Annotated in this window: 30 protein-coding genes; 24 read left to right on the forward strand and 6 right to left on the reverse strand. The window is 54.9% G+C overall.

What is annotated here, in order from left to right; all coding sequences use genetic code 11:
- Positions 1-45 precede the first annotated feature (45 nt).
- The 5 genes from mobH to CC94_RS0110145 all read left to right on the forward strand — a co-directional run bounded on the left by mobH (position 46) and on the right by CC94_RS0110145 (position 6,344).
- The gene (gene mobH / locus CC94_RS22305) at positions 46-1,983 is read left to right on the forward strand and encodes a MobH family relaxase (protein ID WP_245619735.1); all 1,938 of its coding nucleotides are present in this window, start codon (positions 46-48) and stop codon (positions 1,981-1,983) included.
- Positions 1,956-2,570, forward strand: coding sequence for a hypothetical protein (locus CC94_RS24720; protein WP_031430717.1), 615 nt, complete (start codon positions 1,956-1,958; stop codon positions 2,568-2,570). Before mobH ends, CC94_RS24720 begins: the two co-directional genes overlap by 28 nt.
- Positions 2,567-4,393 (forward strand): conjugative transfer system coupling protein TraD, encoded by a 1,827-nt coding sequence (traD, locus tag CC94_RS0110135; RefSeq protein ID WP_031430718.1) that lies wholly within the window; start codon positions 2,567-2,569, stop codon positions 4,391-4,393. The genes CC94_RS24720 and traD overlap by 4 nt, the downstream gene beginning before the upstream one ends.
- A 2-nt stretch (positions 4,394-4,395) precedes the next feature.
- Positions 4,396-5,028: an IncC plasmid conjugative DNA transfer DtrJ family protein gene (locus CC94_RS0110140; protein WP_031430720.1), complete on the forward strand. Its 633-nt coding sequence runs from the start codon at positions 4,396-4,398 to the stop codon at positions 5,026-5,028.
- A gap of 203 nt (positions 5,029-5,231) precedes the next feature.
- A complete protein-coding gene (locus CC94_RS0110145; RefSeq protein WP_031430721.1) occupies positions 5,232-6,344 on the forward strand; it encodes a Fic family protein in 1,113 nt (370 codons plus the stop codon).
- A gap of 85 nt (positions 6,345-6,429) precedes the next feature.
- Here the strand turns inward: CC94_RS0110145 and CC94_RS0110150 are convergent, their stop codons facing one another.
- The 6 genes from CC94_RS0110150 to CC94_RS0110170 form a co-directional block, all read right to left on the reverse strand.
- Positions 6,430-6,909: a cupin domain-containing protein gene (locus CC94_RS0110150; protein ID WP_031430722.1), complete on the reverse strand. Its 480-nt coding sequence runs from the start codon at positions 6,907-6,909 to the stop codon at positions 6,430-6,432.
- A gap of 30 nt (positions 6,910-6,939) precedes the next feature.
- The gene (locus CC94_RS0110155) at positions 6,940-7,296 is read right to left on the reverse strand and encodes a nuclear transport factor 2 family protein (RefSeq protein ID WP_031430723.1); all 357 of its coding nucleotides are present in this window, start codon (positions 7,294-7,296) and stop codon (positions 6,940-6,942) included.
- 99 nt (positions 7,297-7,395) lie between these two features.
- Complete coding sequence (locus tag CC94_RS25485; protein WP_425411958.1) at positions 7,396-7,563, reverse strand: cupin domain-containing protein; 168 nt, start codon at positions 7,561-7,563, stop codon at positions 7,396-7,398.
- A 210-nt stretch (positions 7,564-7,773) separates the two neighbouring features.
- Complete coding sequence (locus tag CC94_RS23025) at positions 7,774-8,373, reverse strand: IS630 family transposase (protein ID WP_157203415.1); 600 nt, start codon at positions 8,371-8,373, stop codon at positions 7,774-7,776.
- On the reverse strand, positions 8,295-8,768 hold the full coding sequence (locus CC94_RS0110165; RefSeq protein WP_051911453.1) for a helix-turn-helix domain-containing protein: 474 nt from the start codon (positions 8,766-8,768) through the stop codon (positions 8,295-8,297). Before CC94_RS0110165 ends, CC94_RS23025 begins: the two co-directional genes overlap by 79 nt.
- 90 nt (positions 8,769-8,858) lie before the next feature.
- The gene (locus tag CC94_RS0110170; protein WP_031430728.1) at positions 8,859-10,271 is read right to left on the reverse strand and encodes an aminotransferase-like domain-containing protein; all 1,413 of its coding nucleotides are present in this window, start codon (positions 10,269-10,271) and stop codon (positions 8,859-8,861) included.
- Positions 10,272-10,418: 147 nt separating this feature from the next.
- Here CC94_RS0110170 and CC94_RS0110175 point away from each other — a divergent pair, with 147 nt between their 5' ends.
- From CC94_RS0110175 to CC94_RS0110255, 19 genes are all read left to right on the forward strand, one after another.
- A complete protein-coding gene (locus CC94_RS0110175; protein WP_031430729.1) occupies positions 10,419-10,640 on the forward strand; it encodes a hypothetical protein in 222 nt (73 codons plus the stop codon).
- Between the two features lie 109 nt (positions 10,641-10,749).
- Positions 10,750-11,628 (forward strand): branched-chain-amino-acid transaminase, encoded by an 879-nt coding sequence (gene ilvE, locus CC94_RS0110185; protein ID WP_031430730.1) that lies wholly within the window; start codon positions 10,750-10,752, stop codon positions 11,626-11,628.
- Positions 11,625-12,125 (forward strand): DinB family protein, encoded by a 501-nt coding sequence (locus CC94_RS0110190; protein WP_031430731.1) that lies wholly within the window; start codon positions 11,625-11,627, stop codon positions 12,123-12,125. The genes ilvE and CC94_RS0110190 overlap by 4 nt, the downstream gene beginning before the upstream one ends.
- Before the next feature lie 949 nt (positions 12,126-13,074).
- Positions 13,075-13,821: an SDR family oxidoreductase gene (locus tag CC94_RS0110200; RefSeq protein WP_031430732.1), complete on the forward strand. Its 747-nt coding sequence runs from the start codon at positions 13,075-13,077 to the stop codon at positions 13,819-13,821.
- Between the two features lie 261 nt (positions 13,822-14,082).
- Positions 14,083-14,151 carry a thioredoxin domain-containing protein gene (locus CC94_RS25490; protein WP_425411959.1) on the forward strand — a complete coding sequence of 23 codons (69 nt, stop codon included), beginning with the start codon at positions 14,083-14,085 and terminating at the stop codon, positions 14,149-14,151.
- 64 nt (positions 14,152-14,215) lie between these two features.
- A complete protein-coding gene (locus CC94_RS22310) occupies positions 14,216-14,419 on the forward strand; it encodes a hypothetical protein (protein ID WP_051911456.1) in 204 nt (67 codons plus the stop codon).
- Between the two features lie 34 nt (positions 14,420-14,453).
- Positions 14,454-15,161: a hypothetical protein gene (locus CC94_RS21450; protein ID WP_051911458.1), complete on the forward strand. Its 708-nt coding sequence runs from the start codon at positions 14,454-14,456 to the stop codon at positions 15,159-15,161.
- Positions 15,158-15,499: a transposase gene (locus CC94_RS22315; RefSeq protein WP_051911460.1), complete on the forward strand. Its 342-nt coding sequence runs from the start codon at positions 15,158-15,160 to the stop codon at positions 15,497-15,499. The genes CC94_RS21450 and CC94_RS22315 overlap by 4 nt, the downstream gene beginning before the upstream one ends.
- A 127-nt stretch (positions 15,500-15,626) precedes the next feature.
- Positions 15,627-16,154: an REP-associated tyrosine transposase gene (locus tag CC94_RS0110210; protein ID WP_031430733.1), complete on the forward strand. Its 528-nt coding sequence runs from the start codon at positions 15,627-15,629 to the stop codon at positions 16,152-16,154.
- Positions 16,155-16,392: 238 nt separating this feature from the next.
- Positions 16,393-16,674 carry a type IV conjugative transfer system protein TraL gene (gene traL, locus CC94_RS0110215; RefSeq protein WP_020563525.1) on the forward strand — a complete coding sequence of 94 codons (282 nt, stop codon included), beginning with the start codon at positions 16,393-16,395 and terminating at the stop codon, positions 16,672-16,674.
- Positions 16,671-17,279 (forward strand): TraE/TraK family type IV conjugative transfer system protein, encoded by a 609-nt coding sequence (locus tag CC94_RS0110220; RefSeq protein WP_031430735.1) that lies wholly within the window; start codon positions 16,671-16,673, stop codon positions 17,277-17,279. Before traL ends, CC94_RS0110220 begins: the two co-directional genes overlap by 4 nt.
- A complete protein-coding gene (locus CC94_RS0110225) occupies positions 17,276-18,247 on the forward strand; it encodes a TraK domain-containing protein (RefSeq protein ID WP_031430736.1) in 972 nt (323 codons plus the stop codon). Before CC94_RS0110220 ends, CC94_RS0110225 begins: the two co-directional genes overlap by 4 nt.
- Entirely contained in the window at positions 18,247-19,605 is a 1,359-nt protein-coding gene (locus tag CC94_RS0110230) for a TraB/VirB10 family protein (protein WP_031430737.1), read from the forward strand. The genes CC94_RS0110225 and CC94_RS0110230 overlap by 1 nt, the downstream gene beginning before the upstream one ends.
- A 153-nt stretch (positions 19,606-19,758) precedes the next feature.
- On the forward strand, positions 19,759-20,502 hold the full coding sequence (locus tag CC94_RS0110235; protein ID WP_031430739.1) for a DsbC family protein: 744 nt from the start codon (positions 19,759-19,761) through the stop codon (positions 20,500-20,502).
- Positions 20,499-21,029 carry a TraV family lipoprotein gene (locus CC94_RS0110240; RefSeq protein ID WP_031430741.1) on the forward strand — a complete coding sequence of 177 codons (531 nt, stop codon included), beginning with the start codon at positions 20,499-20,501 and terminating at the stop codon, positions 21,027-21,029. The genes CC94_RS0110235 and CC94_RS0110240 overlap by 4 nt, the downstream gene beginning before the upstream one ends.
- Positions 21,030-21,154: 125 nt before the next feature.
- On the forward strand, positions 21,155-21,454 hold the full coding sequence (gene traA / locus CC94_RS0110245) for a TraA family conjugative transfer protein (RefSeq protein WP_031430743.1): 300 nt from the start codon (positions 21,155-21,157) through the stop codon (positions 21,452-21,454).
- 7 nt (positions 21,455-21,461) lie between these two features.
- Positions 21,462-21,725, forward strand: a complete 264-nt coding sequence (locus CC94_RS23035; RefSeq protein WP_245619736.1) for an RRXRR domain-containing protein — start codon at positions 21,462-21,464, stop codon at positions 21,723-21,725.
- Positions 21,722-24,136: a type IV secretion system protein TraC gene (gene traC / locus CC94_RS0110250; RefSeq protein ID WP_031430744.1), complete on the forward strand. Its 2,415-nt coding sequence runs from the start codon at positions 21,722-21,724 to the stop codon at positions 24,134-24,136. Before CC94_RS23035 ends, traC begins: the two co-directional genes overlap by 4 nt.
- Positions 24,126-24,443, forward strand: coding sequence for a hypothetical protein (locus CC94_RS0110255; RefSeq protein WP_031430745.1), 318 nt, complete (start codon positions 24,126-24,128; stop codon positions 24,441-24,443). Before traC ends, CC94_RS0110255 begins: the two co-directional genes overlap by 11 nt.
- Position 24,444: the final 1 nt, after the last annotated feature.

Below are 24,444 nucleotides of genomic sequence, written 5' to 3' on the forward strand. Positions count from 1 at the left end.
CTTTTGTCAGGCACGCGGCCCCGATGTTTGCCACGATGAACCGTTATGGGAAAAATTTACACTGACTTCATCAGCCGCCTGGGGAACCGTCTGTTTGGCCAACGTCCGGCGTTATCAACCGTTCAGACGCCACCGCCCGAAGAGGAGATTCCACGCTACCCGCCGTTCATGAAAGGGCTGCCAGCGGCGCCGGTCGAGCGCATCCTGGCAAGCCAAGTCGAACTGATCAAAGCGATCGAACATGCGCTGTCCTTGCCGGACGATCTGTATCAGACCATCGCCGAACCCGTCATTGCGCGTTACGCGGCCTTCAGCCATCTGTTGCCGGCCTCGGAATCGCACCATCATCGGGGTGCCGGCGGTCTGTTCCGGCATGGCTTGGAGGTGGCGCATTGGGCAACGCAGGCCGCGCAAGGCTGTTTGTTTGCCACCCAGGCCACGCCGCGCGAACGCAAAGAGCAAGAACTGCGTTGGCGCCTGGCGGTGTGTTTTGCGGGCTTGCTGCATGACATCGGTAAACCGGTTTCCGATATCGCTGTCGTCGACAGAGAGGGCGAGCATCTCTGGAATCCCTGCGAGGAAAATCTGACCGACTGGGCATACCAACATGGCATCGACCGTTATTTTTTGCGCTGGCGGGAAAACCGTCATAAGCGCCATGAACAGTTCTCCGCCCTGGTGATCGAGCGGGTGCTCACCCGGGCTTCGAGGACTTACCTGTTGGCGCCAGGTCCCGACATCATGCAGGCGATGCTGGAAGCTATCCACGGCCTGGACCGCGGTGCGAAATTATATGAACTGGTCATGGCGGCGGATCGGAAGAGCGTCGAGCGTGACCTGAAGGCGCATTATCATACCGTCGATTCGGCGATGGGGATGCCGGTTGAAAAATACCTGTTCGATGCGATGCGGCGCTTGATCAAGTCGGGACACTGGCTGGCCAATGAAAAGGGCGCGCGCCTCTGGCGGTTCAAGGAAGGCATTCATATTGTCTGGCGGACCGGCGCTCAGGATATCGTTGACCTGCTCGCCAAAGACAAAGTCCCCGGCATTCCGCGCGATGAAGATACCTTGGCCGATATTTTGATCGAGCGCGGCTTGGCAATTCCGAAGACCTTGCCTGATGGCCGGCATTATCGCTATTGGCGCATGCAGCCTCAGGGATTGGATGTGGTTTTGTACATGCTGCGTCTGGCTTCAACGGAATTGATTTATAGCAATGAGCCACCGGTCGCCATCGAAGGGATCGAGGTCGATGAAGACCTCCAGGCAGTCGTTAAAGCTGAATCGGAACAAGGCAAACCAGAGCTAGAGGCTCAACGGAATGCGCAGATGATAACAACCTTCGAGGGTGATGGCGCGATGGCCACGTCGGCAATGGGAATCAATCAAGAGCAGAATGACATGCTTGCTAGCAACCCGGAGGTTGCGACGGCGCCTGATCAACGGATCCTTCCGGAATACCCAGATCAGTTGAATAAGGATGAAATGGGTGACACGCCGTTAAACCCGACTGCCGGGGTTGAACCGATCAACACGGATATGGCCATTTCTCAACATGCCGTACAACCCATCGAAAAGGCCGCCACATCGAAAAAATTAAAACGTCCAAACACTTCGCTCAATCCTGAGGCAAACAACGAACAACCAGTTATCCCTCCGTCCAAAATCGACAGTGTCGATGCAGCCAGAAATTGGCTATATGATGCCCATGGCTTGGCTGGAGAATGGCTCATTCAGCTGGCTGACGAAATTAACTCGGGAAATTTACAGTGGGGCGTCGATCTGTTGGAGGCTCAGGGAAAATGGTTATTGCCATTTCCGGACACGGCGCAAAAACTCCATGTCGAACAAAACCTATTCATCAAGACCCTGGAAGAGAAAGGCTGGCTGGTGACCGATGTTCTTTCCCCCATGCGTAAGGTACAGGTGATCAATCAGGTTCGGGGGTACTGTTGGCCCAGGAACCCAGTGGCTTTCTGAAACAGCTCATTCAGGTACCCGGTTCGCTAGCCGTTGCCATGGAACAAGCTCCGAGAATTGCTGAACGAACACCTGTTAAGGACAAAAAGGTTAAACCTTTGCCAATCAGGTCTGAAAAGCCCGGGAAGCGGCTTGACCCCAATAAAGCTTCGATTGCAGATAATCCGGTGCCTGCAGAAACCCGGGCGGCCAAAGGACTAGCCGTGAAACCGGCGCAAGCCAAACCCGAGGCATTTTCCCAGCCCAAACAGCAATCTGATCCTGAGTCATCCATTACCCAAAAGCCATCGAAACAAAAGTCCGCTGTCGATACCGTTTCGACCAAGCCCTTCGTGACGAAGGTGGCCCACAGTACGCCATCTGGCAGTCAAGCGGTCATGGCCTTGATCGACCAATTGAGAAAAACCAGGCCGGTTTCAAAAGCGGGTCCTGTTGACAAAGATTGGTGCCTTGTTGAGGAGTCTAACCTCGTTCAATGTCTGCAACAGCATCCCGGACTCAAGCGCAGCACGCTATTACGCGAGATGGCTAGCCATCCCGATTGTCGAATCGAGAACGGTGACATCAAAGTCAGAATCGGTCCATGAAGTCCGATTACGATTATCAGTTTCCCTGGCGGCCTCTCTTCGAAGTCATTTCGATTACCGGCTGGCTCGGCGGCGCTGTCATGGCCTTTTGGGTCAACCGCTGGTCGGGTTTGCCGCGTGAGCCTTTCGACTGGCTAATGGGGGTGTGCGGCCTCATGATATTGTGGCGATTGCCGCCCGCGATAAGTCTCTGGGTCCGCAAAAGACGCCTTCGGCAATTCCGGTTTCAGTATCTGGAAGCCGACAAGCTCAAGCAGTTTGTGAAACGCCACCCGGAAGAGTTATGGTTCGGCTGGGGTTTTGATTGGGTGCAAAGCCATGCCCAGCTCGCTTACGAAATTCTCAAACGCGATGTTTCCACCCTCATTCCGACGGATCATCAACGCATGGGCTCCGCCTGGATTCATGGGCTTGAAATTTCGGAAAGCGATGTCCGGCAGCCGCTTCCACATACGGCCGGCCATACCTTGATCGTCGGCACCACCGGCGCCGGCAAGACGCGGGCGTTCGATTTGCTGGTGACGCAGGCGGTGCTGCGCGGTGAAGCGGTGATCATCATCGATCCCAAAGGCGACAAGGACCTGATGGCATCAGCGAAGCGGGCCTGTCAATTGGCCAAGCGCCCGGATCGCTTCGTCTATTTCCATCCGGCCTTCCCGGAAGACAGCGTGCGTCTGGATCCCCTGCACAATTTCAACCGCCCTTCGGAAATTGCCAGCCGCATTACCGCCATTTCGCCGGGCGAGACGACCAATGATCCCTTCAAGGCATTTGGCCAGAAGTCATTGGACAACGTGATTCAAGGGCTCTTGGTGATCGAGGAAAGGCCGACCTTAGCCAAGCTGCGCCGTTATCTGGAAGGCGGCCCTTCCACCTTGGTCATTCAGGCTTTGGAACGCTATTACGACACCTGTCTAGGCGATTGGCGGCGGGAGGCCAGACCGTATTTAAAAGCGGCCAAAGACATTGATTCCAAAGCCGCCGGCCTGGTGCGCTTTTATCGGGAAGTTGTGCAGCACCAGGCGGCCAACCTGGATCTGGAAGGCCTGTTATCGTTATTCGAACACGATCGCACCCATTTCAGCAAGATGGTGGCCTCCTTGATTCCGATCATGAATATGCTGACGTCTGGTCCTTTAGGACCTTTACTGTCGCCCAATCCGAATGATGTGGATGATCTTCGCCCCATCACCAATACCGGCCATATTATCGAAAAAGCGCAAGTGGCGTATATCGGCCTGGATTCTCTGTCGGATGGCTTGGTCGGCAGCGCGATTGGTTCGATTCTACTGGCCGATCTCGCCGCCGTTGCCGGTGATCGCTACAACTACGGGGCCTCGGACAGACCGGTGAATGTGTTTGTCGATGAAGCCGCCGAAGTGATCAATGATCCTTTCATTCAAGTCTTGAACAAAGGCCGCGGCGCCAAGATACGGTTGTTCATTGCCACCCAGACTTTTGCCGACTTTGCGGCGCGCACGGGCTCCCAGGATAAAGCCCGGCAGGTTCTCGGCAACGTCAATAATCTGATCGCCCTGCGCATCATGGATAGCGAAACCCAGCAGTACATTACCGACAATCTGCCCAAGACCCGGCTGAAATACATCATGCGTACTCAGGGTGTCGCCACCAGCGCGACGAATCCCACGGTATTTTCCGGCAATGTCGGCGAGCGTTTGATGGAAGAGGAGGGCGATTTGTTTGCGCCGCAGCTGTTGGGGCAACTCCCTGACCTGCATTACATCGCCAAATTGTCGGGCGGACGAATCGTTAAAGGCCGACTGCCGGTGCTGCGTTCAGTCCTCGACACCGGCAAGGATTGAACGTGCAGCGTAATTTATTGCTCAGCTTGATGATCTGGCTCTTGGAAATCGTTCTGGTGGCCTGCCTGGTCTCGGATCGTTGGACCAGGGAGATTCAAACGGCCGAGGACCACATGCTGATCGCCTATATCGGCGTCGAGAAAGAGGCGGAAATCCGCCGGACCAGCCAACAAGGGTTTGATAGGCTCTTCGTAAGTACCGGAATCCGGGAGAGCGTCTACCACTACTTCATTCCGACCGAACGCGAACGGCAACTATCGAAAGGTTTTGAAGATGTCGGCCGCCGGGATTTCTTTCCGTTTATCCAAAGCCGACTGGATGTGCTTTGGGAGACCGTGTACCAGATGATCAAACGGTTGATCATGGCGTGGATGTGGTGGCCGTTGTTGGCTGTCACCCTCATGCCCTTTGCAATCGACGGTCTGATTCGACGCAAAATCAGCCAGACCAATTTCGATTATCCCAGCCCCATGGCGCATCGCTACAGTCTTTATCTGATGCTGGGCGCCGTCTATCTGTTGTTCATGGGGCTAACGCTGCCGTTTCCGGTGCCGCCGCAAGCGATCCCAGTCGGCATCTTTGTGGTAGCGGCTGCCCTGAATGTGTTTTTGGCCAATACCCAGAAGCGAGTTTAACGGTTTTTTCCATAGCATTACAACGCAGTGAATCAGGAAAACACGTAGATCGGGATGACATTCGATTCAAACGCTTTATTTTTACATCCGGAAAACTTGAATTTCACTGAAACTTTCTTCAACGAGGCAAATGAGTTAAAAAAATACTTTCTATAACTCATATGGTTGCTTATTATGAGTTATAAGAGGAGGAGATATCACTCATGATCTGGAACTGGCAGCAGCCTGACTGGCCTGATTTTAGCTACGACCCATCCCGGATTGAGGAAAGCGAAAAGCGGCTGCTGCTGGGCGCCGGTCTTTTATTCGGCGCTTTTAGACACCTTGGCGAAGATGACAAGCGGCAATTAACCATCGAGTTGATCAGTAATGAAGCCCTGAAAACCTCCGAGATTGAAGGAGAAACCCTTAACCGCGATAGTCTTCAGTCCTCTATTCGCCGCCAATTCGGCTTGCTGTCTGACAATCGCAAAGTCTCCCCGGCTGAACAAGGCATCGCGGAATTGATGGTGTCGTTGTATCGGGGGTTTGCTGCGCCTCTGTCCCATACCCTGCTATTCGAATGGCATCAAATGCTGGCGAATGGTCGCCGTGACCTGCATGACATCGGTCGATACCGGACTCACCCGGAGCCGATGCAAATCGTGTCCGACGCCGTCTATGCGCCAAAAGTGCATTTTGAAGCCCCCCCATCCGAGCAAATGATGCCGGAGATGGATCGGTTTATTGCCTGGTTTAACGATACAGCACCAGAGGGAAAAAACCCGCTGCCGGCTTTATTGCGCGCCGGCATGGCCCATCTCTATTTTGTCAGCATCCATCCCTTCGAAGATGGCAATGGCCGTATTGGAAGGGCGCTTGCCGAAAAGGCGCTGGCTCAATGTCTGGGTCAACCGACCCTGATTGCACTTGCCACCACCATCGAACGCCACAAAAAGTCCTACTACGAAGCGCTTGAGCGCGCCAATCGACACAACGAGATTACTGATTGGCTGATCTATTTCGCGGATCGGGTGATAGCCGCTCAAGCCTATACCCAAAGCTGGATCGAGTTTTTGATCAAAAAAACCAAATTGTATGATCGGCTACGGGGCCAATTGAATGCGCGTCAGGAAAAAGCGCTGGCCAGGATGTTCCGGGAAGGACCGGAAGGCTTCACGGGCGGGCTGAGTGCCGAAAAATACATCAACATCACCGGCGCAACCCGAGCCACCGCGACACGGGATTTGCAGGACTTGGTCGGCAAGGGCGCGTTGTCAAGGACAGGCGAAAGGAAGCATACTCGTTATCATCTCTACCTGGACGCCATCGTTTAAATCTTCAATGTGTCTGATGAATTCGCAATCCCCATGGACCTTAGCAATCAATAAAATTGCTCGAAAGCAGCCGATGCAATTATCCTCAGTAAGGCGTTCCGTTCTTGTGGGTGAAGTGCCATTTGCCGTCCTTGAGATCGGCTTGGATATCATCGTCCGGGTACGCCCCCTGATCTCCGGGAGTTCTATCGCCGATCTCGAGGTAGACGACGACTTCGGAAGTGTCGTTTATCAAGTGGTGTGCATTACTCGTTCCGGCCTTAAAGCCAGCGCACATGCCCGGCGCGAGTTGAGTATTGCCCTCGTCAGTTCGCAGCGTCGGATAGCCGCTGAGGATGTAGATGAACTCGTCCTGTTTGGTGTGACTATGGCGAAGAGCAGAGAGCGATTTCGGGGCGAGATGGGTTAAGTTGACGCCAAAGTTGGTTAGACCGAAGAGATCGCCAAGTTGCCGCTTTTCTCTCCCCTTCATTCGCGAGGCAAATGGTTCAGGATAATTCGAGGGCTTGGTGCGAGGCGGCACTTCGGCCGCTTGCACCGCGATGGGGGGCTTAGGATTGCTCATGGGCTGTACTTTTGTGGGGAGGAGTGAGGTTCATGGCTCGTAGTGCGCCTGAGCGCGGAAGATCAGGCCGGCTTCATTGAAGTGGAAAACCTCGGCCACACGTTTGCCGGTGGCGCCCACGTAGTGAATCACGACGCTGTTGACTCCAATCAGCGTGCATAGGGGGTTGAAGCGCAAGTTCGGGAAAAGTGTCAGTGCCTTGGCCCAGTAGTCGCCGACTGCCTGCTTGCCTTGAAGCCGACCTTCCGGATTGCCGGTCACTTGGATGATAAGCGGCGAGGACATTTCGAAGTCATCGGTGTAGTGGGCCAGGATGCGCGGTAGGTCATGCGCATTCCAGGCATCGAGCCAGTTCTTGGTAAAGTGTTCGGCGAGTTCTCTGTTCATTGGATAGGGGGCTTGTTGTGGTCTGTACTTGGCGTTCGCGTTAACCGGCGAACAAAAAGTGGCGCACACGCCCCTTTTTGCAAGCCAGCGTTGAACGCGTTATTTTGCATCCAAAAAATCTCCGCGCGGCGGAGTGAATATATCCAATACTTCTCCTGCCTTCAATATTTCAATACTGTGCGGCACGTTGGCGGGGATAGTGTATGAATCTCCCGGACCAATTTCTTGGTCATACCCCGAAAATTTTATTCGGTATTTCCCAGCCAGAACGAATCCACTCTGTTCATTTGGGTGATCGTGTAGGGGCACACCCTATCGCCAGGCTTGTAAACCATTTTGGTAATCATGGCGTCATGGCCATGTGACAAAACCAAGAAAAAAACTCCGTAGTTTGTTTTCCTTACTCCATCTTTAGTAGTGACAATCATATTTTTTCCTTCTTGGAGTGCATGCTGTTCGCTAGTTGCTAAGCGCCTCTCAAAAAGTCAGCCTGTATAAATTGCCGAACTCTTCCCCAATTTCGTCGATGGCCCGTTCCAGCTCATCCGGCGTATACAGTTTGAATTTGAGCCATTCGTATTTCATCTTGTGCCAAAGCAATTCAATCCGGTTCAATTCGGGGCTGTAAGGCGGCAGGAAATAAAACCGCATGCCTTTTTCTTCCAATAAGTCCCAGTAAGGTTTCAGTTTTTTGGCGGTGTGGATGGACGCATTGTCCAGGATCACTACCAAAGGCTTGCTGACCTTATCCAGCATGGTCATCAAGAAGGCAAAGAACCACAACCCATTGATGCTCTGCCATAGTTTTGCCATCACCAGTTTTCCCGATGACAGCATGGCCCCAATCACATTCAGTCGTCGCCCCCGTTTCGCCGTGACGGCATGGGTTTCGCCCTTTTTCGTCCAGGCGGAACGGTTGGGCGGTTGCGGCGCAAACCCGGCTTCGTCGACATAAGCCAGCTCGATCGCGCCGGCCTTCGCCTGGACGATGAGCTCTGCTATGTCGCGCTGGGCTTGTGCGAAGCGCTCGGGGTCGCGCTTTTTTTTAAACTGTAGCGCGTCCGCTTCCAGACATATCCCATGCGTTTCAACTCGTTACGCAAGGTATTGGCGCTGAGGCGAATGCCGCATTCGGTTTCCAGGCGATCGACCAAGAACCGGCAGGTTAACGGTTCGGCCTCGATCCACGCCTTTAACCGCGCCCGGTGTTCATCACTCAACTTGCTCGGTGCTCCGCTGCGTGGTTGGTCGGGTAGGCTGGCTAAACCGGCTTTGAACCATTTGCGCCGCCGTTCCCGGATCGTCTCCGGCAACACCCCTTGCTTTTCCGCCACTTCGAACGTCGTATGCCCTTCGGCGAGCAGTAAAATCGCTTGGGCTCGTTCTCGTTCGCGCCAGTCGCTGCCTTTTTTGACGATGATTTGGAGCAACTCCCGATCGGTGTCGGTCAGTTCAACACGGACAACTCGCATTTCCTTCCTTGGCTGGCTTCATAAATCTTTACATTCTAAACACCAGACGATTTTTTGTTAAGAGCTTATAAGTATGTTGTTCAATCCGGGTTATTGCTCGCTGACCATCTGTCCCAATTTGACCAACGCTTGATTGACCCGCTCGTCCCAATCCACCGCGCAATTCAGGCGGATGAAATTGCGGTATTTTTGTGTTGCCGAGAACATCTGGCCGGGCGCGATGCTGATACCTTGCAGCAACGCTCGCCGGGTCAAGGTCGTCGCATCGACAGTTTCCGGCAGCTCCACCCATATCACGAAGCCGCCCTCCGGCTGGGTAACGCGAATGCCAGGCGGAAAATAAGCGCCAATGGCCGCCGTCATTCTTTCCACCGCTTGCCGGTATTGGTTGCGCGCCTGGCGCAGATGGCGTTCGTAGCCGCCCTTGGCCAGCATTTCCCCGACCGTCAATTGCGCGTGGGTCGGCGTTGCCAGATTACCAACGTATTTCAGGTATTCGGTTTGTTCCAGGTACGGCCCGGCCACCAGCCAACCCACCCGTAAACCGGGACACAGGGATTTTGAAAACGACGAGCAATATAACACCCGTCCCTCGCTGTCCCAGCTTTTCGCCATCGACGGGCGCTGAACGCCGAACCCCAGATCGCCGTAAATGTCGTCCTCGATCAGCGCGATCCGGTAGCGGTTGACCAACTCCACCAGCGCGCGTTTGCGTTCGTCGCTCATGCAATAACCCAAGGGATTGCTGTAGTTGGGCACCGCAATACAAGCCTTAATCCGCCATTGATCGCAGGCCAGTTGCAGCGCGTCCAGCGCGATGCCGTCGCGCGGATGGGTCGGAATTTCGATCGCGCGCAGCGACAACGATTCGATGATTTGCAACAGCCCGTAAAAGGTCGGCGATTCGACGGCGACGATGTCGCCCGGCCGGGTAACCGCTCTCAACGCCAGCGTCATCGCTTCCTGGCAGCCGTTGGTGATCAGGATGTCGTTGGGGGCGATCGGGCAGCCCTGTTCCGACATGCGGCGGGCGATTTGCCGCCGCAATTCCGGCACGCCGGGCGGAAACTCGTAATTGGCAATGCGTTGGCTGTAACGGCGGGCAACGTTGGCCAATAGCTGGGCCATTTTTTGCGTCGGCAAAAACGACGTTGCCGGCACTGCCGCGCCCAATTGCACGATTCTCGGATCGTTGGCGGCCTTGACCAAACGCAACACCAATTCCTGACCCGTCACCAGCGACGGTTCGCGCGACGGCGCCGAAATCGCCGGTTCCTGTAGCGAACAGCGCGGACGCGTCCTGACGTAATAGCCCGAGCGCTGGCGAGCTTCGAGATGGCCCTGGTCCTCCAGCAACCGCAATGCGCTGACCGCCGTCGCGGTACTGACCTGATGTTGTTGGCTGAGTTGGCGCACGCTGGGCAGACGTTCTCCCGGTCGGTACAGATTCTGCGCGATGGCGTTGAGCAAATGTTCGGCGAGGTTTTCGTAGCGTAGATTCATGGCGTTTGCAATACAGTTTCGGCGCTTGGCTATCGATACAATTCATTATGAGTCAAAATTGTATCGATATAATTTACAGATTTTGCATCTGTATTGATTGCCTGATCATAGTCTAAACTGGCGCCTCCGATCAAGCAGAGCAAGACTATGAAATTCCGCTTGTTGAACCGCGCCACGTTTGCCGTTGGCGGTCGAAACCATACGATTTCTCCCCAGCCCTCCGAACTCAAGCGCGGTTATTGGTTTAGTTCCACCGGTATCTTCGGTTTCAGCCTGACCTTGCCGGCAACCCGGCTGGCGGTGGCGGAACTCGATCCGATATTCGATTGCTGCAGCCGTTTCTCAGCATGGCGGCCGGTTCGGCCTTGATCGGCGAAAGCGTCGAGATTGAACAATTGGCAACCGCCTCACTGGTCGCCGCTTGCGTCTTGGACGGCAGAAAATCCTAAAACCGACACTCAATTTTCAGGAGAATTTGATGAGTACCCATTCGATAACGTGGCTGAATGGCCAACTGTTGTCCACCGATCAAGCGGTTGTCCCGGTCAACGACCACGGTTTGCTGTATGGCGACGGCGTGTTCGAAGGCATACGCTTTTACCGGCGCCGCGCTTTTCGGCTACAACGGCATTTGCAGCGGCTGCGGCTGTCGGCGCGGGCGATTGCGCTGGAAATACCGCTCTCTACCGACGAATTAACAGCCGTCATCGAACGGTTGATCGATGCGTTTCCCGATGACGACGGCTATATCCGTCTGATGGTGACGCGCGGTGCCGGACCGCTGGGCTTGAATCCCAAAAATTGTTCGCAGCCCAATGTCATCGCCATCGCCGACCAATTGACGATGATATACATCGATCAACAACAGGCCGGTGCGCGCTTGATGGTGTCGTCGGTGCGCCGCTTGCCGGCCGACGGCCTGGATTCGCGCATCAAAAGCCTGAATTATTTGAACCACATTCTGGCAAAAATCGAGGCCAACCATGCCGGCGTCGACGAGGCGATACTGCTCAACGCGCAAGGCCGGGTGGCCGAAGGCACCGCCGATAATGTGTTCACCGTCCGCAATGGCCGCTTATTGACGCCATCCTGCAGCGAAGGCGCGCTGGAAGGTATCACCCGCGCTTTGGTGTTAGAATTGGCGCAAGCCGACGGCATTGAAACCTGCGAACAGCCTTTGGGCGTTTACGATTTGTATGCCGCCGACGAATGTTTTTTGACCGGCACCGGCGCGGAACTTATTCCGGTGGCCAGTATCGACTGCCGACTATTGCCTAGTTGCCCCGGACCGGTGTTCCGCCGGTTGCAACTGGCTTTTCAGCGGACTATAGCCGTAGAGTGCGGAGGTGAAAGATGAATTTTCTGGAAAATTTGCTGTTGCAGGCACGTTACAGTCAATGGGTGAACCAGCGTTTGTATGGCACTTGCGACACCTTGGCGGACGACGAACGCAAACGGGATCGCGGCGTATTTTTTGGATCCATCCATGGTACCTTGAACCATTTGCTGTTGGGGGATCGCGTCTGGCTGGCCCGATTGCAGGAGCGGCCCGCGCCTTACCAGCGCTTGGACTTGGAGCTTTACGCCGATTTCGACGAATTGCGGGCGGCGCAAGCCAATTGCGACCAAACCTTGCTGGATTGGATTCAAAACTTGCAAATCGACGATTTGCAACGGCGCATCGCGTTTCGCAGCCTGTCCACCGGACAGGACAAGGATTTGAGTGTCGGGATCATGTTGACCACCTTGTTGCTACATAAAACCCATCATCGCGGCCAAATCACCGCGCAGTTGAGCCAGTGCGGTTGCGACTACGGCGACATTGATTTTATCTGTGCGCCGTTTGTCGATTAATCATGTATTTTTTTAACTGCACCATGCTATTAATCCGGCCCTCTGAAGTTTGAAGATATTCGTTATGGCTTGGACTGTAGACCAGGAAACACGCCGGTTCCGAAGGTATTGATCTGAAAATAAGTTAAAACTTCATATTGCCGAATCTATAACTACGTGGTATGCAGCGACTTGTGGCGCTCGGTCGAATCGGCTCATGCGATGAGGTTTGCCGATATGTATGTGACGGATAGCTTGTTTCGCGAATCGGCGCATCCGCATTTCGGCGGCGGCCCGGTTACATTGCCCATTGCGGTTTGGGGGACATTTTGCCGGTTACTCTGGTTGGCCGGTTTCTAGCAAAACGGCGAAGCTTATGCCGCCGCCAATTGTCGGGCTCGACAGGCCGCAACCCGGCTGGCCGGATTGGCGGAAGCGCATGACAACGTTCTGCTGGACTGCCACGGCCTGATAAATTACCTGATTGCCCAACGGCTGGCCCAGCCTAGCCAAGACGGGAAAGCAGTTTTGGAAGTGTGGGGATAATGATTGCGGTGCCGTCAATGGTGGACTGCGTGAGAACGTAAAGCTCTAGCTGCGTAGAATGCCATAATTACGGGATAGGAGTGGCTGGTGTCTGAGTAAATACGACCCCTGCAGTCGAACGTTCCATCTGACTCAATGGTTGAAATTTGATCTTTACCAACCACAGTTACTTTGTCCAGATGGTATACGGAAGAGGAAAACTAATGCAGATCAAGGCTTTATTGGGTTGATGTAAATTTTGCGGTAAATATGTTGTTAACTATCTAATTCCCTGGGGAATTGCTGAATAAATCGATTCCGCTCATGGTTCGACAAGCTCCCTACGAACGGAATCAACCACTTACCGTTCATCCTGAGCTTGTCGAAGGATTTAATCAGCGCATCCTTTAGGTAAATAAACCAAAAATCGAGTACCTTTATAAATGTGATTAAAGTAATACTGATAACTGGCGGTAGCCGTGGAATTGGTGCAGCAACGGCGCGGCTTGCAGCTGCTTGCGGATATTATGTGTGCGTCAATTATCATAAAAACCAAACAGCTGCTCACACAGTCGTTGAGGAGATTGAAGCAAGCGGCGGAAAGGCCATTGCTGTTGCAGCCGATGTTTCTTTGGAATCGGATGTTAAAAATCTATTTAAAATCATTGATGAGAAAATGGGGCCTATTGCGGCACTGGTCAATAATGCCGGCATTCTTGAAAGGCAAATGAAGGTTGAGGATATGGATGCTGCCCGACTAAATAGAATTCTAGCGGCGAACGTAGTCGGTTCTTTTTTATGCGCAAGAGAGGCCGTGAAACGCATGTCCATAAAACATGGCGGGCAAGGCGGAGCTATTGTTAATGTATCATCTGCCGCATCACGACTTGGGTCAGCGGGTGAATATGTTGATTATGCAGCATCCAAAGGCGCTATCGACACGTTTACTATAGGTCTATCCCGCGAGGTGGCGGAAGAAGGCATTCGCGTTAACGCTGTGCGCCCTGCATTTATCTATACCGACATGCATGCTGATGGTGGTGAGCCAGGGCGTGTAGATCGGATAAAAGAGTCTTTGCCAATGAAACGAGGTGGCCACCCCACCGAAGTAGCAAATGCAATCATGTGGCTGCTATCTGATGAGGCATCATATTCAACAGGCACATTCATTGAATTGGCAGGTGGAAGATAATGCCTAAGAGGCTGTTTGGAAATTATCAACCAAGACTACGACTGGTGTGGCATTCAGCCATAAACATCAGTTCAACGATTAAAGATCCCCAAAGCCTTGCCCCATCTGGCTTGGCTTTGGAGTTTCCAAACAGCTTCTAAGAGGATGTATAGGCTGTCGGCGAACTGGACTTAACCTTATCAGAATATTGATGCCGGCGGTAGTGCAGACGGTCTCGACCAGCCCGATTTTCTAGCCATGAATCCGCATGGTCGTATTCCAATGTTGGCCGATGGCTACCTGGCAGTTTGGGAGTCTAACAGCATCGTCCGCTATTTGTGCGCTAATTAGAGTCTACTCAGTAAATATAACCCATTGAATAAAAATAAATATTAGGCATAATTTGCTATAATTAATGCATGAAAAACCCGCTCTTACTGCCAAAAACCGTGCAGCGATGATTCGAACTACCAGCGCAAAACAACTGACGATGGCCGAATTCGACTGGCCCTTTGAGACGGCCCTGGATAAAAACAATCGTTGGGTCAAGCTCAGCGAATGCATCCCCTGGGACGAACTGGCGGAAAGCTATTATCAAGGCCTGCCAGCTAACAACTGAGCCAGAAGCCACGCCAGCCAAGCATCGCGGCCAATTGATTGTCGATGCCACCGGGGCCGAGCAAGCCATCCGTTTTCCCACCGATTTGAGTTTGTTGAACGAAGCGCGTGAATTCAGTGAGAAAATCATCGACACCCTGTGCGCCAACCTGAAGGTTGACACTAAACCCAGAACCTATCGCCGGCAAGCCCGCGCCGCGTATCTGGCCATCGCCAAACAAAAGCGCCCTGGCCGGAAGTCATGGCGCCGGGGCATCAAACAGCAATTGCAGTATCTGCGCCGCAACCTGGGCCATATCGAGCAACTGATGGCGCCGATTCCGCAGGGCCAGCCCCTGCCTTTGCCCGGCTGGCTACTGCATCGCTACAGGGTAATCCAGCACCTGTACCTACAGCAAAGGGAGATGTATCGCACCCAGACCCACCGCTGCGACCAGCGTATCGTCAAGCCGTATGTGCGACCGATGGTGCGCGGCAAACAAGACAAGCCGGTCGAGTTTGGCGCCAAGCTCAGCGTCAGTTTAACCGGCGACGGCTTGGCCCATGTCGATCACCTGCGTTGGGACGCCTTTCATGAAGGCTTGGACTTGCCTACACAGGTTGAAGCTTACCGCGAGCGCTACGGCCACTATCCGGAAAGGGTAATCGCCGATCCGCTCTATGGCACGCGCGCCAACCGCAGCTACTTGAAACAACGCGGCATCCGCTTTGCCGGCAAGCCGCTCGGACGCCCCAGCAAGTGACCGACGCCAATCGCGAACAGCTCAAGCAAGCCAAGGCGCAGCGCCGGCAAGACTACCTGCAGCGCATTCCCATCAAGGGCAAATTCGGCCAGGGCAAGAAGGGTTACCGGCTCAACGACATCCGGGCCAAGCGCGCCAATACCTCTTTTGCCTGGATCAACACCATCTTCCTGGTCATGAACCTGCTGATCCTGCAAAGGATCTTTTTTGGCCTCAGTCAATGCTGCCTTGCGGGTTTGATCAAGACAGTTGCACATGCCTGGAAGCAAATGTTTTTAACCCAGCGCTCAGCCCCACTCGGTCGTTCGGCTTGTACAGGCCTATGGCTGATTTACTGAGCAAACTCTAACTAGCATTTTGCTCTTTCGTTTTCGGTGAACATTCGGCATTGGCGGTTTGCTGGCGCGAAACCGCCATACGCCTCGTCCCATTTGCTATGCTTGTTTTTATTTGGGATGGGGAGCGATGCCAAATTATCGACGCAGCTTCGTCGCGGGTGGCTGTTACTTTTTCACGGTCAATTTGCTTGAGCGGCAACGAACCTTGTTGACGGATCATATCGATTTGTTACGGGATTCGGTCAGGCGGGTTAAGGTTTTGTATCCCTTTCACATTGATGCTTGGGTGGTACTGCCGGATCACATGCATGCCATCTGGACGCTACCGCCCGGTACGGATGATTTCCCTGTCCGCTGGCGCTTGATCAAGCTGCTATTTTCAAAAGGATTGCCCCGCACCGAACGCCTCTCATCCGCCCGCCGCCAACGGGACGAACGCGGCATCTGGCAGCGCCGCTATTGGGAACATACCATTACGACCGATCGCGATTATGCGCAACATGTTGATTATCTTCATGCCAATCCGCTAAAACATGGTCACGTCAAGCGAGTATGCGATTGGCCGTATTCCTCTTTTCACCGCTACGTTCGCGAAGGCATTCTTCCGATGGATTGGTGCGGTAATGTTGAGAATTCGCTCAATGTTCTAGATTAACCCGTAAAACGCCATCTCTAAACGCGGCGGGAACGGCATTGGACGAGAAATAGATAAATCTGGTGTATGCCGACTTTAAACCAGACGACGATCTGCTTACTCTGAATTATGATAATTCGGCTTCTCAACCATAAAAAAGCTTGTCTTTATAACAAAAGATTTACAGCAATAAAATTTATTGAGTGTGGCGTGAGCTTTCAAATCACCAAAATAATGATCACCCATCCCGGAGATCATTATGGAACCCGTTGCCATCCCTAAAACCATCGACGATCCAATTCACCTCTTGCTGTGGAGCGCCGATGAAATCGTGCCTTTCATGGTGTGCATGCTGACCGGCATGCTGATCGATCAATTCATTCCCGCCCTGGCCATTGGCGCTATTGCCGTCAAATTCTACCGGCGCTTTCGTGACAACCGCCCGGACGGTTATACCTTGCATGCGATCTATTGGCTGGGTTTGCTGCCCAGCAAAGCGATCACCATTCCCAATCCTTTTATCCGGCGGTTTTACCCGTGAGGCTTTCGGAATTTCTGCGCACCTGGGAAGGGCATGAGGCCGAGAACCGTTTCAGTCGCATCATCATCCTGGGTTTGCTGACGGTGTGCGTGATAACCTCGCTCGCCGCCTGGCGCACCGAGCGCAGCATCATTATGGTGCCGCCGACCTTGACGAAAGAAGTCGAGGTGACCCGAACGGCGGCTTCCAGCGAGTTCAAGGAGTCCTGGGGCCTGTTTCTGGCCGAGCTGTTGGGCAATACCACGCCGGCCAATGCCGACTTTCTGAAAATCGCCATCGAGCCGCTGTTGGCGCCCGAGATCTACCGCACCGTGCTGGATGCGATGACCGATCAGATCAAGGCGATCAAAATGGATCGGGTCGCGATCAGCTTTACACCCCGGCATGTGGATTATGAAGCCGAAACCAACAAGGTCTTTGTCAGCGGCGAACTCAAAAGCCAGGGGCCCAGTTCTAAACCGGACATCAAGCCGCGTACCTACGAATTCATCATCGCCATCAAAAACTACCGGCCGCGCCTGGAGTTCATCGATGTCTATCCTGAAGACCCCAGAACGCTGGAACGCCTGAAAGCCATGCAATCGCCACAGAGAGCAACGCCATGAAAAGTGCCTGTTATCCGCTCGCGTTATTGCTGATCATCAGCATGCCGGTATCCGCCCAGGAATTACCGGCTAACGGGTTAACCTCACCTCCGCATCAAGACAATAAGGCTCTGGAAACCGCGTCCTTGCAGGAGTTGCCAGGTATGGCAACTGATCAGTCTCCACTGCAAGTCGAATTGCCGCCCGTCGATGCCAGTATCCTGAATACGCCCCCTCAGCAGGCGGCCACTTCTGTCGCGCCGCAAACCCTTCAGGTCAAGCCCGGTATCAACGAGCTGATGCCGATTGCGGTCGGTCATTTGAACCGGCTGGTGACGCCCTTCGACAACCCGGTGGTGACTACGACCAGTCAGGCGACCACCAGCACCAAAGGCAAGATCGTCTATGTCGCGACCGCCGATGAAACCCCGGTGACCTTGTACATCACTCCCGGCGACAATCAGGACATCGCGCTCTCGCTGACGCTGATTCCCAAACGGATACCCGCCCGTGAAATCCATCTTAGCCTGGATCAGGAGACGTATAAACGGCTGACGCAATGGCAGCAGCAAAACACGACTTCGTCCGAAATACCCGCGAACCGGGAACAGGACTACATCACCACCTTGAAGCAGCTGTTCCGCGATTTGGGATTACAAAAAACGCCCGCCGGCTTTTCATTACGCGATCCCAGTCAATCCGAACAAATCCATTGTCATCAAGACCGGGTCCGGATTCGTACCGGCCAGCTACTGGAAGGCCAGGAGCTGCTGATATTCGTGGGGGTCGCCCATAACACCGGCGTCACCTCGATCGAATTCGATGAACGCACCTGTGCTTCCACCCAGGACGAAGTCCTGGCCGTGGCCGCCTGGCCGAAAGTGGTGTTGGGGCCCGGTGAATCGACCGAACTCTATGTCGCGGTTAGACGAAAAGACGACGCAGCCATTACGGTCAGACCGTCCTTGCTGAACGGGAGGATGCCTTGATGGCCGGTATCGATAAGGGATGGTCGGCGCTGAGCCCGACTGCTAAACGTCAAGTCGTCGTAGGCAGCATCGGTACCGTGTTGATCGTGACGATCATCGGCTTGGCCTCGGTGTCTCCGGAAGTCGTCAAGCCTTCCAGCAAGCAGGCCACGATCCAGCACATTCTCACCGATAGCGATCCCCGCTCGTTGGGTATCGACGGTATTTCCGCCCAGTTACGCGACCTGCTGCAGAAGAATGAAGAGCAGGGCCGCCGTCTGGGGGCGATCGAGGAGCAGCAAAAACGCCAGCAACAATCCGATGAGATGCGCTTCAAACAATGGACCCTGGCCGAGCGGGAGGCCTATGACGCCAAGTTGAAAGCCGTCTCCGGTGAACTGGAAGCGCTCAGGAACAAACCGGCAGCGCCTGGGGCTGTGCTTCCGGATACCTGCTCGACAGCGGGTACCGTATTACCCCTGCCCAATACGTCCGATCGGCGATCGAGCGTCACTCACACCACGCCGGACCCCAATGACCTGACTAGCGTTTTCGAACAAGCGGCCATCCCCGGCCCGAATTCGGGCAATCCTGGTCTATCCGGAGGACGTGCGTCTCCGAATGCCCAACCGCAGGCGGTCTTGCAGATTCGCGTGATCAAGGATGACAAGGCGTCACCGTCTGTATCGGAAAGAAAAGCATTGCCTGATCAAAACGCCCGACACAGCGAAGTCTTTATTCCGGCCGGCAGCATTCTGACCGGCGTCTTGTTGAACGGATTGGATGCGCCCACCGGTAAAAAGGCTAAGAAGGAGCCGATGCCGGTGCTGTTCCGGATCAAAAAGGAAGCCATTTTGCCCAATCGCTTCCATGCGGATTTGCGTGAATGCTTCCTGTTGGCCGCCGGTTTCGGCGATTTGAGTGCCGAGCGCGCCTATTTTCGCGGCGAGACGTTTTCCTGCGTGCGTCAGGACGGCGGCGTGATTGAAGTGCCGATGAACGCCTATGCGACTGGTGAGGATGGCAAGAACGGCGTCAGAGGCCGTGTCGTGTCCAAACAAGGCGCCTTGCTGGCACAGTCAATGATGGCCGGCTTTCTGCGCGGCTTTTCCGATGCCTTCGGCCGTAACCAGGTTCCGGTGCTGCTGACCGGCGGTCTGGGGAGCCTAGCCGGCACGACGCCGTTTCAAAGCGCCTTTTCCGCCCAGTCGATGGAAGGCGGGGCGCTGAAAGGAGCCGGTTATGCGATGGAGCGCCTCTCGCACTTTTACATGGACATGGCCGAAGAGATTTACCCGGTGATCGAAGTCGATGCCACCCGGCAGGTGAATTTCATCGTGCAAAAAGGCACGGCGCTCAAATTGAAAACCCCGGCCTGATGCAAAAGATGGGTGTTTCTGAAATTTATTGTTCGTATCGGCTTTTCGCCAGCCAGTAAGCTGTTGCCATCATTTTAATCCTTAACGGTCGTTCTCATGAATTGTCTTAGCCGATTCGCTTTTTTGTTACTGCTTTGCACAGGCGCTGCCGCGATGGCGGCCGATGCGCCGAAGATTTCACCGGCCGATATCGCCGCCGGCTTGATGTCGGTCAAAATCGATGGCATGCAGGATTTGCCGATAACCGGGCTCAAAATGGTCAAGACCGGTGAGCAGATCGTGTTCATGTCGAGTAATGGCCGCTTTGCGCTGTACGGCGGCAAATTGCTCGATGTCTGGACCCAGCAGGAAATCAAGGATCTTCCCGATATTGACCGGATCGCCAGGCGGATTGATCTCTCCCGGATGAAGCTCAATATCGACGATCTGGGTCCAGTCACCGTCGGTCGCGGCAAAGAGTCCGTGCTGATCTTCATCGATCCGCGCTGCCCCTATTGCGGCAAGGTCATGAAAGACCTGCAAGCCTTGCAGGACCGCTATACCTTCAAACTGGTCATGGTGCCGATCCTGGGCCAGGAATCGCAAAACATCGTCGTGCAACTGGCCTGTCAGCAAGCCTCCAAAGATCAAAAAGTTCAGGACAGCGTCCGTCAGCGCCTCCTGAAACAGGATTATGCCGGTCTTCCCACCGATAATCCTGCGTCCTGTAACAAAGAGCCGCTGCAACGGGCGATCGTAACTGCCAAGCTGTTTGGCCTGCCTGGGGTGCCGTTTCTGATCGCCCCGGATGGGCGCACGCACAGCGGCGCGCCCGAATCGCTGGCCGACTGGCTGGAAAACAAACCTGCCGTCGTTCAAGCCCCGGCCAAGACCGACAAGCTGGAGAAAAAGCCATGAGCCCGCGCCGATTGATTCTACCGCTTTTCCTGGGATTGGTCGTCTTACTCAGCGCCGGCTGCGCCACGCAATACGGCTGCAAGGGCATGCCGGACGATCCCAAGTGTCTCTCCACCACGGAAGCCTATCAGGTGACCGACAAAGCCTTGCCGGAGCTGTCCAAACCCGAAACCCAAAAAATTGAGGTAGTTAAAGCGGGTGCCATAGCCCCTTTCCCGCGCCATGCTCGGCAACCCGTCCCTAAAATCGAGGATCCCACGCCGATTCGAACCCCGGCTCAGGTCATGCGCATCTGGATTGCGCCCTGGGAAGACAGCGACGGCGACCTGATGGTCTCGGGCTATGTGTACACCGAACTGGAACCTCGGCGCTGGATGATCGGTAAAAGTGCGCCGACGGTCAGCCCGTCGCTGATTCCGCTGCAAATCGAGCAGCGTCCTCCGGAAAGGCCGCTAGATCGGGATCAGGCCGGTACCGACACCGAAGGGATGCCGCCAGGTTCATTGAAAGCGCCAAACACGCATTAAACCATCCTTCCGCCGATCCTTACCGGAATGAGCGAGATGCCGCGGGCAACCGCTTGGGCGAGCCGGACATTGGGTCCGAGACAGGACGGGCAACCGTCTTTTCATTTCCCCATGAGGTCGTTTTTATGAGTTTGTCACGTCAAACGGGCGCGTCGGTGGTCCTGGCATCCCTATTGCTGGTCATGCTGGCGCCCGATGCGCTGGCCGGGGCCGGCGGCACCGAGTTCAACAATGTCTGGACGCTGCTCACCGGCTGGGTAGAAGGGCTGCTCGGCCGCATCATCGCCATCGTGTTTGTGATCGTGGGTTTGGTTGCCGGCGTCGTGCGCGGCAGCATCATGGGTTTCGTATTGGGTATTGCCAGTGGCGTCGGCTTGTTCGCCGCCCCGACGATCATTACCAATATCGTCACCGCCACGCTGTGAGTTCGCCATGAACGAGATCACCGGAAGCCATTCCCATTCCGAGACGGCGGCGGGCAACTGTCGAATTTCAACTCGGGTTTCCAAGGTGGTGCGTGTGCAGGTCGTGGCGAGCGATGGGCGGGTGCTCAATCCCTGTCATCCGGCGCGCGCCCGTGAGCTCATCCGCAAAGGGCGCGCCCTGCGACTCAGTCGTTATCCTTACACGATTCGTTTGATAGGGACGAGTCCGGAAGAGACTGAGGCCAAATCAATGCTGCAGGAAGCCTCATGAAATCCTCCCGCATTCATCCTGCCGATTCCCTGTTTTCGGCATTGGCTTATGATCCCGATCACCAGCTTTTTCTGCTGGCGGACGCGAGCATCGGCTTCGGTTTTATTTGCCGGCCGCTGACTGGCGCCGATCCGAGCGTTTCGGCGCGGGTCAATGTGCTGCTGAATCAGGACTGGCCCACCGAGACCCTGCTGCAGGTCAGTCTCTGGACCTCCCCGGATATAGAAGAATCGTTGGCCATCATGCAAACCCGCCGTCTCAAGCAGCAGAAGACGATCTATAAAGCGATGACGCAAGCCAGCATCGATTTTTTGCGGCAGGGAACCGGTAAAGCGCCGGAAACGGTTTCCGGAGCACGCCTGCGCCGCAGCCAGGTGATTGTGACCGTCAAGCTACCCATTGTTAACCCACGGCCCAGTGAGAATGAATTAGTCAGGGCCGCAGAATTGCAGCGGGCGACCCAACAATCCTTGACCACGATCGGGCTCGTGCCTGACGTGCTCGACGCGGATCATTATGTGCGCGTGCTGAATACCGTCCTCAATTGGAATGATGATGCCGGCTGGAAAGACCGCGTCGTTCCCGAATGCGACCCGACGCAACTGATCCGCGACCAGTTGCTGGATTATGACAATGCGCTGGAGACGGACGAGAAGGGCGTCTGGCTGGGTACCAAGCGGGTCAAAACCTTGTCCGCCAAGCGCACGCCCGATCATTTCTATTTCGGCAGCGCCAAAAGCTATCTCGGCGATATTCTGTCCGGCACGCGCGGCATTCGGCAGAATACGCTTATCAGCCTGACCCTACATTACCCGGATGCCGAGTCCACCCGCGCCCGCCAGGAAGGCGTCAGACAGTTCATCACCAATCAGGTCAATACGCCGATCGCCCGTTTCCTGCCGGCGCTGATTCAGCGCAAGCATAACTTCGACGTGCTGTTCGATGCCTATGGCGACGGCGACCGGCCGATCCGGAGCTATTTTGGCCTGGTGTTGTTCTGCGATGACGGTGAGGAATCTGCGGCGATTTCCAATGCCCGGGTGTACTTCCGGGAGCTGGGTTTTCAGCTGCTGGAAGACAAGTATTTTTGTTTGCCGTTTTTTCTCAATTGCCTGCCGTTTGGGGCCGAACGGGCTGCGATAGCGGATCTCAAACGCTACCGCACCCTGGCCACCCGGCATGCGATTCCGTTGCTGCCGCTGTTCGGCGATTGGGCCGGCACCGGCACGCCGACGTTGAATTTTGTCTCGCGCAATGGCGAACACATGGCGGTGTCGTTGTTCGATACCACCGGCAATTACAATCTCTGCATCGCCGCCGAATCCGGCAAGGGCAAATCGTTTCTGACCAACGAAATCATCGTCAGCTACCTGACCGAAGGCGCGCAAATCTGGACGATCGATGTCGGCCGCTCCTATGAAAATCTCTGCGAAGTGCTGGAAGGCGATTTCGTCAAATTTACCCACGGCTCGGGGATTTGCATGAATCCTTTCGAAATCGTGCAGAACTTTGAAGAGGAAGCCGACATGCTGGCCGGACTGGTCAGTCAAATGGCCGCGCCCACGGAAAAGCTCAGTGATTTTCAAACGGCCGGCTTGAAACGCGTACTGAAAAACCTCTGGACCGAGAAAGCCCAGGCGATGTCGGTCGACGATATCGCGGCCATCCTCTGCCGGGAAGACGATCAGCGCCTCAGAGATGTCGGCGAGCAGTTGTTCCCGTTCACGAGCCGCGGCGAATACGGCCGTTATTTCAACGGCCGCAACAATGCGCGCTTCAGCAACGATTTCACGGTGCTGGAACTGGAGGAACTGAAAGGCCGGAAACACCTGCAGCAGGTCGTGTTACTGCAACTGATCTATCAAATCCAGCAGGAAATGTATCTCGGCGAACGCAACCGTCCCAAGATCGTGATCATCGATGAAGCCTGGGATCTGCTTACCGAGGGTGATGTTGCCAAATTCATGGAACACGGCTATCGGCGTTTTCGGAAGTACGGCGGGGCCGCGGTCACCATCACCCAGTCGGTCAACGACCTGTACCGAAATGCCGCCGGCCGGGCCATCGTCGAGAACTCGGCGAATATGTATCTGTTGGGCCAGAAAGCCGAAGTCATCGAAGGCATGAAGCAGGACCGGCGGCTGCCCTTGTCGGACGGCGGTTACGAATTGCTCAAGACCGTCCATACCTTGCCGGGCGCGTATTCCGAAATCTTTTTCCTGACCGAGATGGGCTCGGGCATCGGCCGTCTGATCGTCGACCCCTTCAAACGGCTGTTGTTTTCCACCAAGCCGGAAGATGTGCAGGCGCTGAAACAACTGCGCCGCCAAGGATTGAGTCTGGGCGATGCCATCCAGCAACTGCAAAGCAGTCGTAAAGCCAAAGAGCGGGAGGTCACCCATGGTCGCTAAAGCGCAGTGGTTGGGTATCGGCCTTATGGCGTTGGTCTTGGGTCTCATGGGCGGCACGATTGCCGCCACTCAGATGCTGAAAGAACCCTTGCAGCGATTGAACCTGATCACGCCGGTTTTTGTGCTGGATCGTACCCGCTTGATCCAGGCGCTTCCGCCGAATGCCACCCCGGAGCAAATGGCCCGGACCGTCGAAGACTGGCAGCGCCTGGCCACCAAGTTGAGTAATGCCGGTTACATAATACTGGATTCGACGGCCGTAGTCGCGGCACCGGACGATACCTATGTCAGGCCGGAAGGGCAGTGAG

The sequence above is a fragment of the Methylomicrobium agile genome (assembly GCF_000733855.1).
GTDB classification, from domain to species: domain Bacteria; phylum Pseudomonadota; class Gammaproteobacteria; order Methylococcales; family Methylomonadaceae; genus Methylomicrobium; species Methylomicrobium agile.

What these genes read in the sequence shown, in the direction of transcription:
- CC94_RS23035 (WP_245619736.1), top strand. Translation starts at nt 21,462, where the DNA reads ATGAACGAGATCACCGGAAGCCATTCCCATTCCGAGACGGCGGCGGGC.
- CC94_RS0110230 (WP_031430737.1), top strand. Translation starts at nt 18,247, where the DNA reads ATGGCCGGTATCGATAAGGGATGGTCGGCGCTGAGCCCGACTGCTAAA.
- CC94_RS0110165 (WP_051911453.1), bottom strand. Translation starts at nt 8,768, where the DNA reads ATGCGAGTTGTCCGTGTTGAACTGACCGACACCGATCGGGAGTTGCTC.
- traA (WP_031430743.1), top strand. Translation starts at nt 21,155, where the DNA reads ATGAGTTTGTCACGTCAAACGGGCGCGTCGGTGGTCCTGGCATCCCTA.
- traL (WP_020563525.1), top strand. Translation starts at nt 16,393, where the DNA reads ATGGAACCCGTTGCCATCCCTAAAACCATCGACGATCCAATTCACCTC.
- CC94_RS0110255 (WP_031430745.1), top strand. Translation starts at nt 24,126, where the DNA reads ATGGTCGCTAAAGCGCAGTGGTTGGGTATCGGCCTTATGGCGTTGGTC.
- CC94_RS22310 (WP_051911456.1), top strand. Translation starts at nt 14,216, where the DNA reads ATGCATGAAAAACCCGCTCTTACTGCCAAAAACCGTGCAGCGATGATT.
- CC94_RS0110150 (WP_031430722.1), bottom strand. Translation starts at nt 6,909, where the DNA reads ATGAGCAATCCTAAGCCCCCCATCGCGGTGCAAGCGGCCGAAGTGCCG.
- CC94_RS0110145 (WP_031430721.1), top strand. Translation starts at nt 5,232, where the DNA reads ATGATCTGGAACTGGCAGCAGCCTGACTGGCCTGATTTTAGCTACGAC.
- CC94_RS0110175 (WP_031430729.1), top strand. Translation starts at nt 10,419, where the DNA reads ATGAAATTCCGCTTGTTGAACCGCGCCACGTTTGCCGTTGGCGGTCGA.
- CC94_RS0110240 (WP_031430741.1), top strand. Translation starts at nt 20,499, where the DNA reads ATGAGCCCGCGCCGATTGATTCTACCGCTTTTCCTGGGATTGGTCGTC.
- mobH (WP_245619735.1), top strand. Translation starts at nt 46, where the DNA reads ATGGGAAAAATTTACACTGACTTCATCAGCCGCCTGGGGAACCGTCTG.
- ilvE (WP_031430730.1), top strand. Translation starts at nt 10,750, where the DNA reads ATGAGTACCCATTCGATAACGTGGCTGAATGGCCAACTGTTGTCCACC.
- traD (WP_031430718.1), top strand. Translation starts at nt 2,567, where the DNA reads ATGAAGTCCGATTACGATTATCAGTTTCCCTGGCGGCCTCTCTTCGAA.
- traC (WP_031430744.1), top strand. Translation starts at nt 21,722, where the DNA reads ATGAAATCCTCCCGCATTCATCCTGCCGATTCCCTGTTTTCGGCATTG.
- CC94_RS0110210 (WP_031430733.1), top strand. Translation starts at nt 15,627, where the DNA reads ATGCCAAATTATCGACGCAGCTTCGTCGCGGGTGGCTGTTACTTTTTC.
- CC94_RS0110170 (WP_031430728.1), bottom strand. Translation starts at nt 10,271, where the DNA reads ATGAATCTACGCTACGAAAACCTCGCCGAACATTTGCTCAACGCCATC.
- CC94_RS0110225 (WP_031430736.1), top strand. Translation starts at nt 17,276, where the DNA reads ATGAAAAGTGCCTGTTATCCGCTCGCGTTATTGCTGATCATCAGCATG.
- CC94_RS0110235 (WP_031430739.1), top strand. Translation starts at nt 19,759, where the DNA reads ATGGCGGCCGATGCGCCGAAGATTTCACCGGCCGATATCGCCGCCGGC.
- CC94_RS0110155 (WP_031430723.1), bottom strand. Translation starts at nt 7,296, where the DNA reads ATGAACAGAGAACTCGCCGAACACTTTACCAAGAACTGGCTCGATGCC.
- CC94_RS0110190 (WP_031430731.1), top strand. Translation starts at nt 11,625, where the DNA reads ATGAATTTTCTGGAAAATTTGCTGTTGCAGGCACGTTACAGTCAATGG.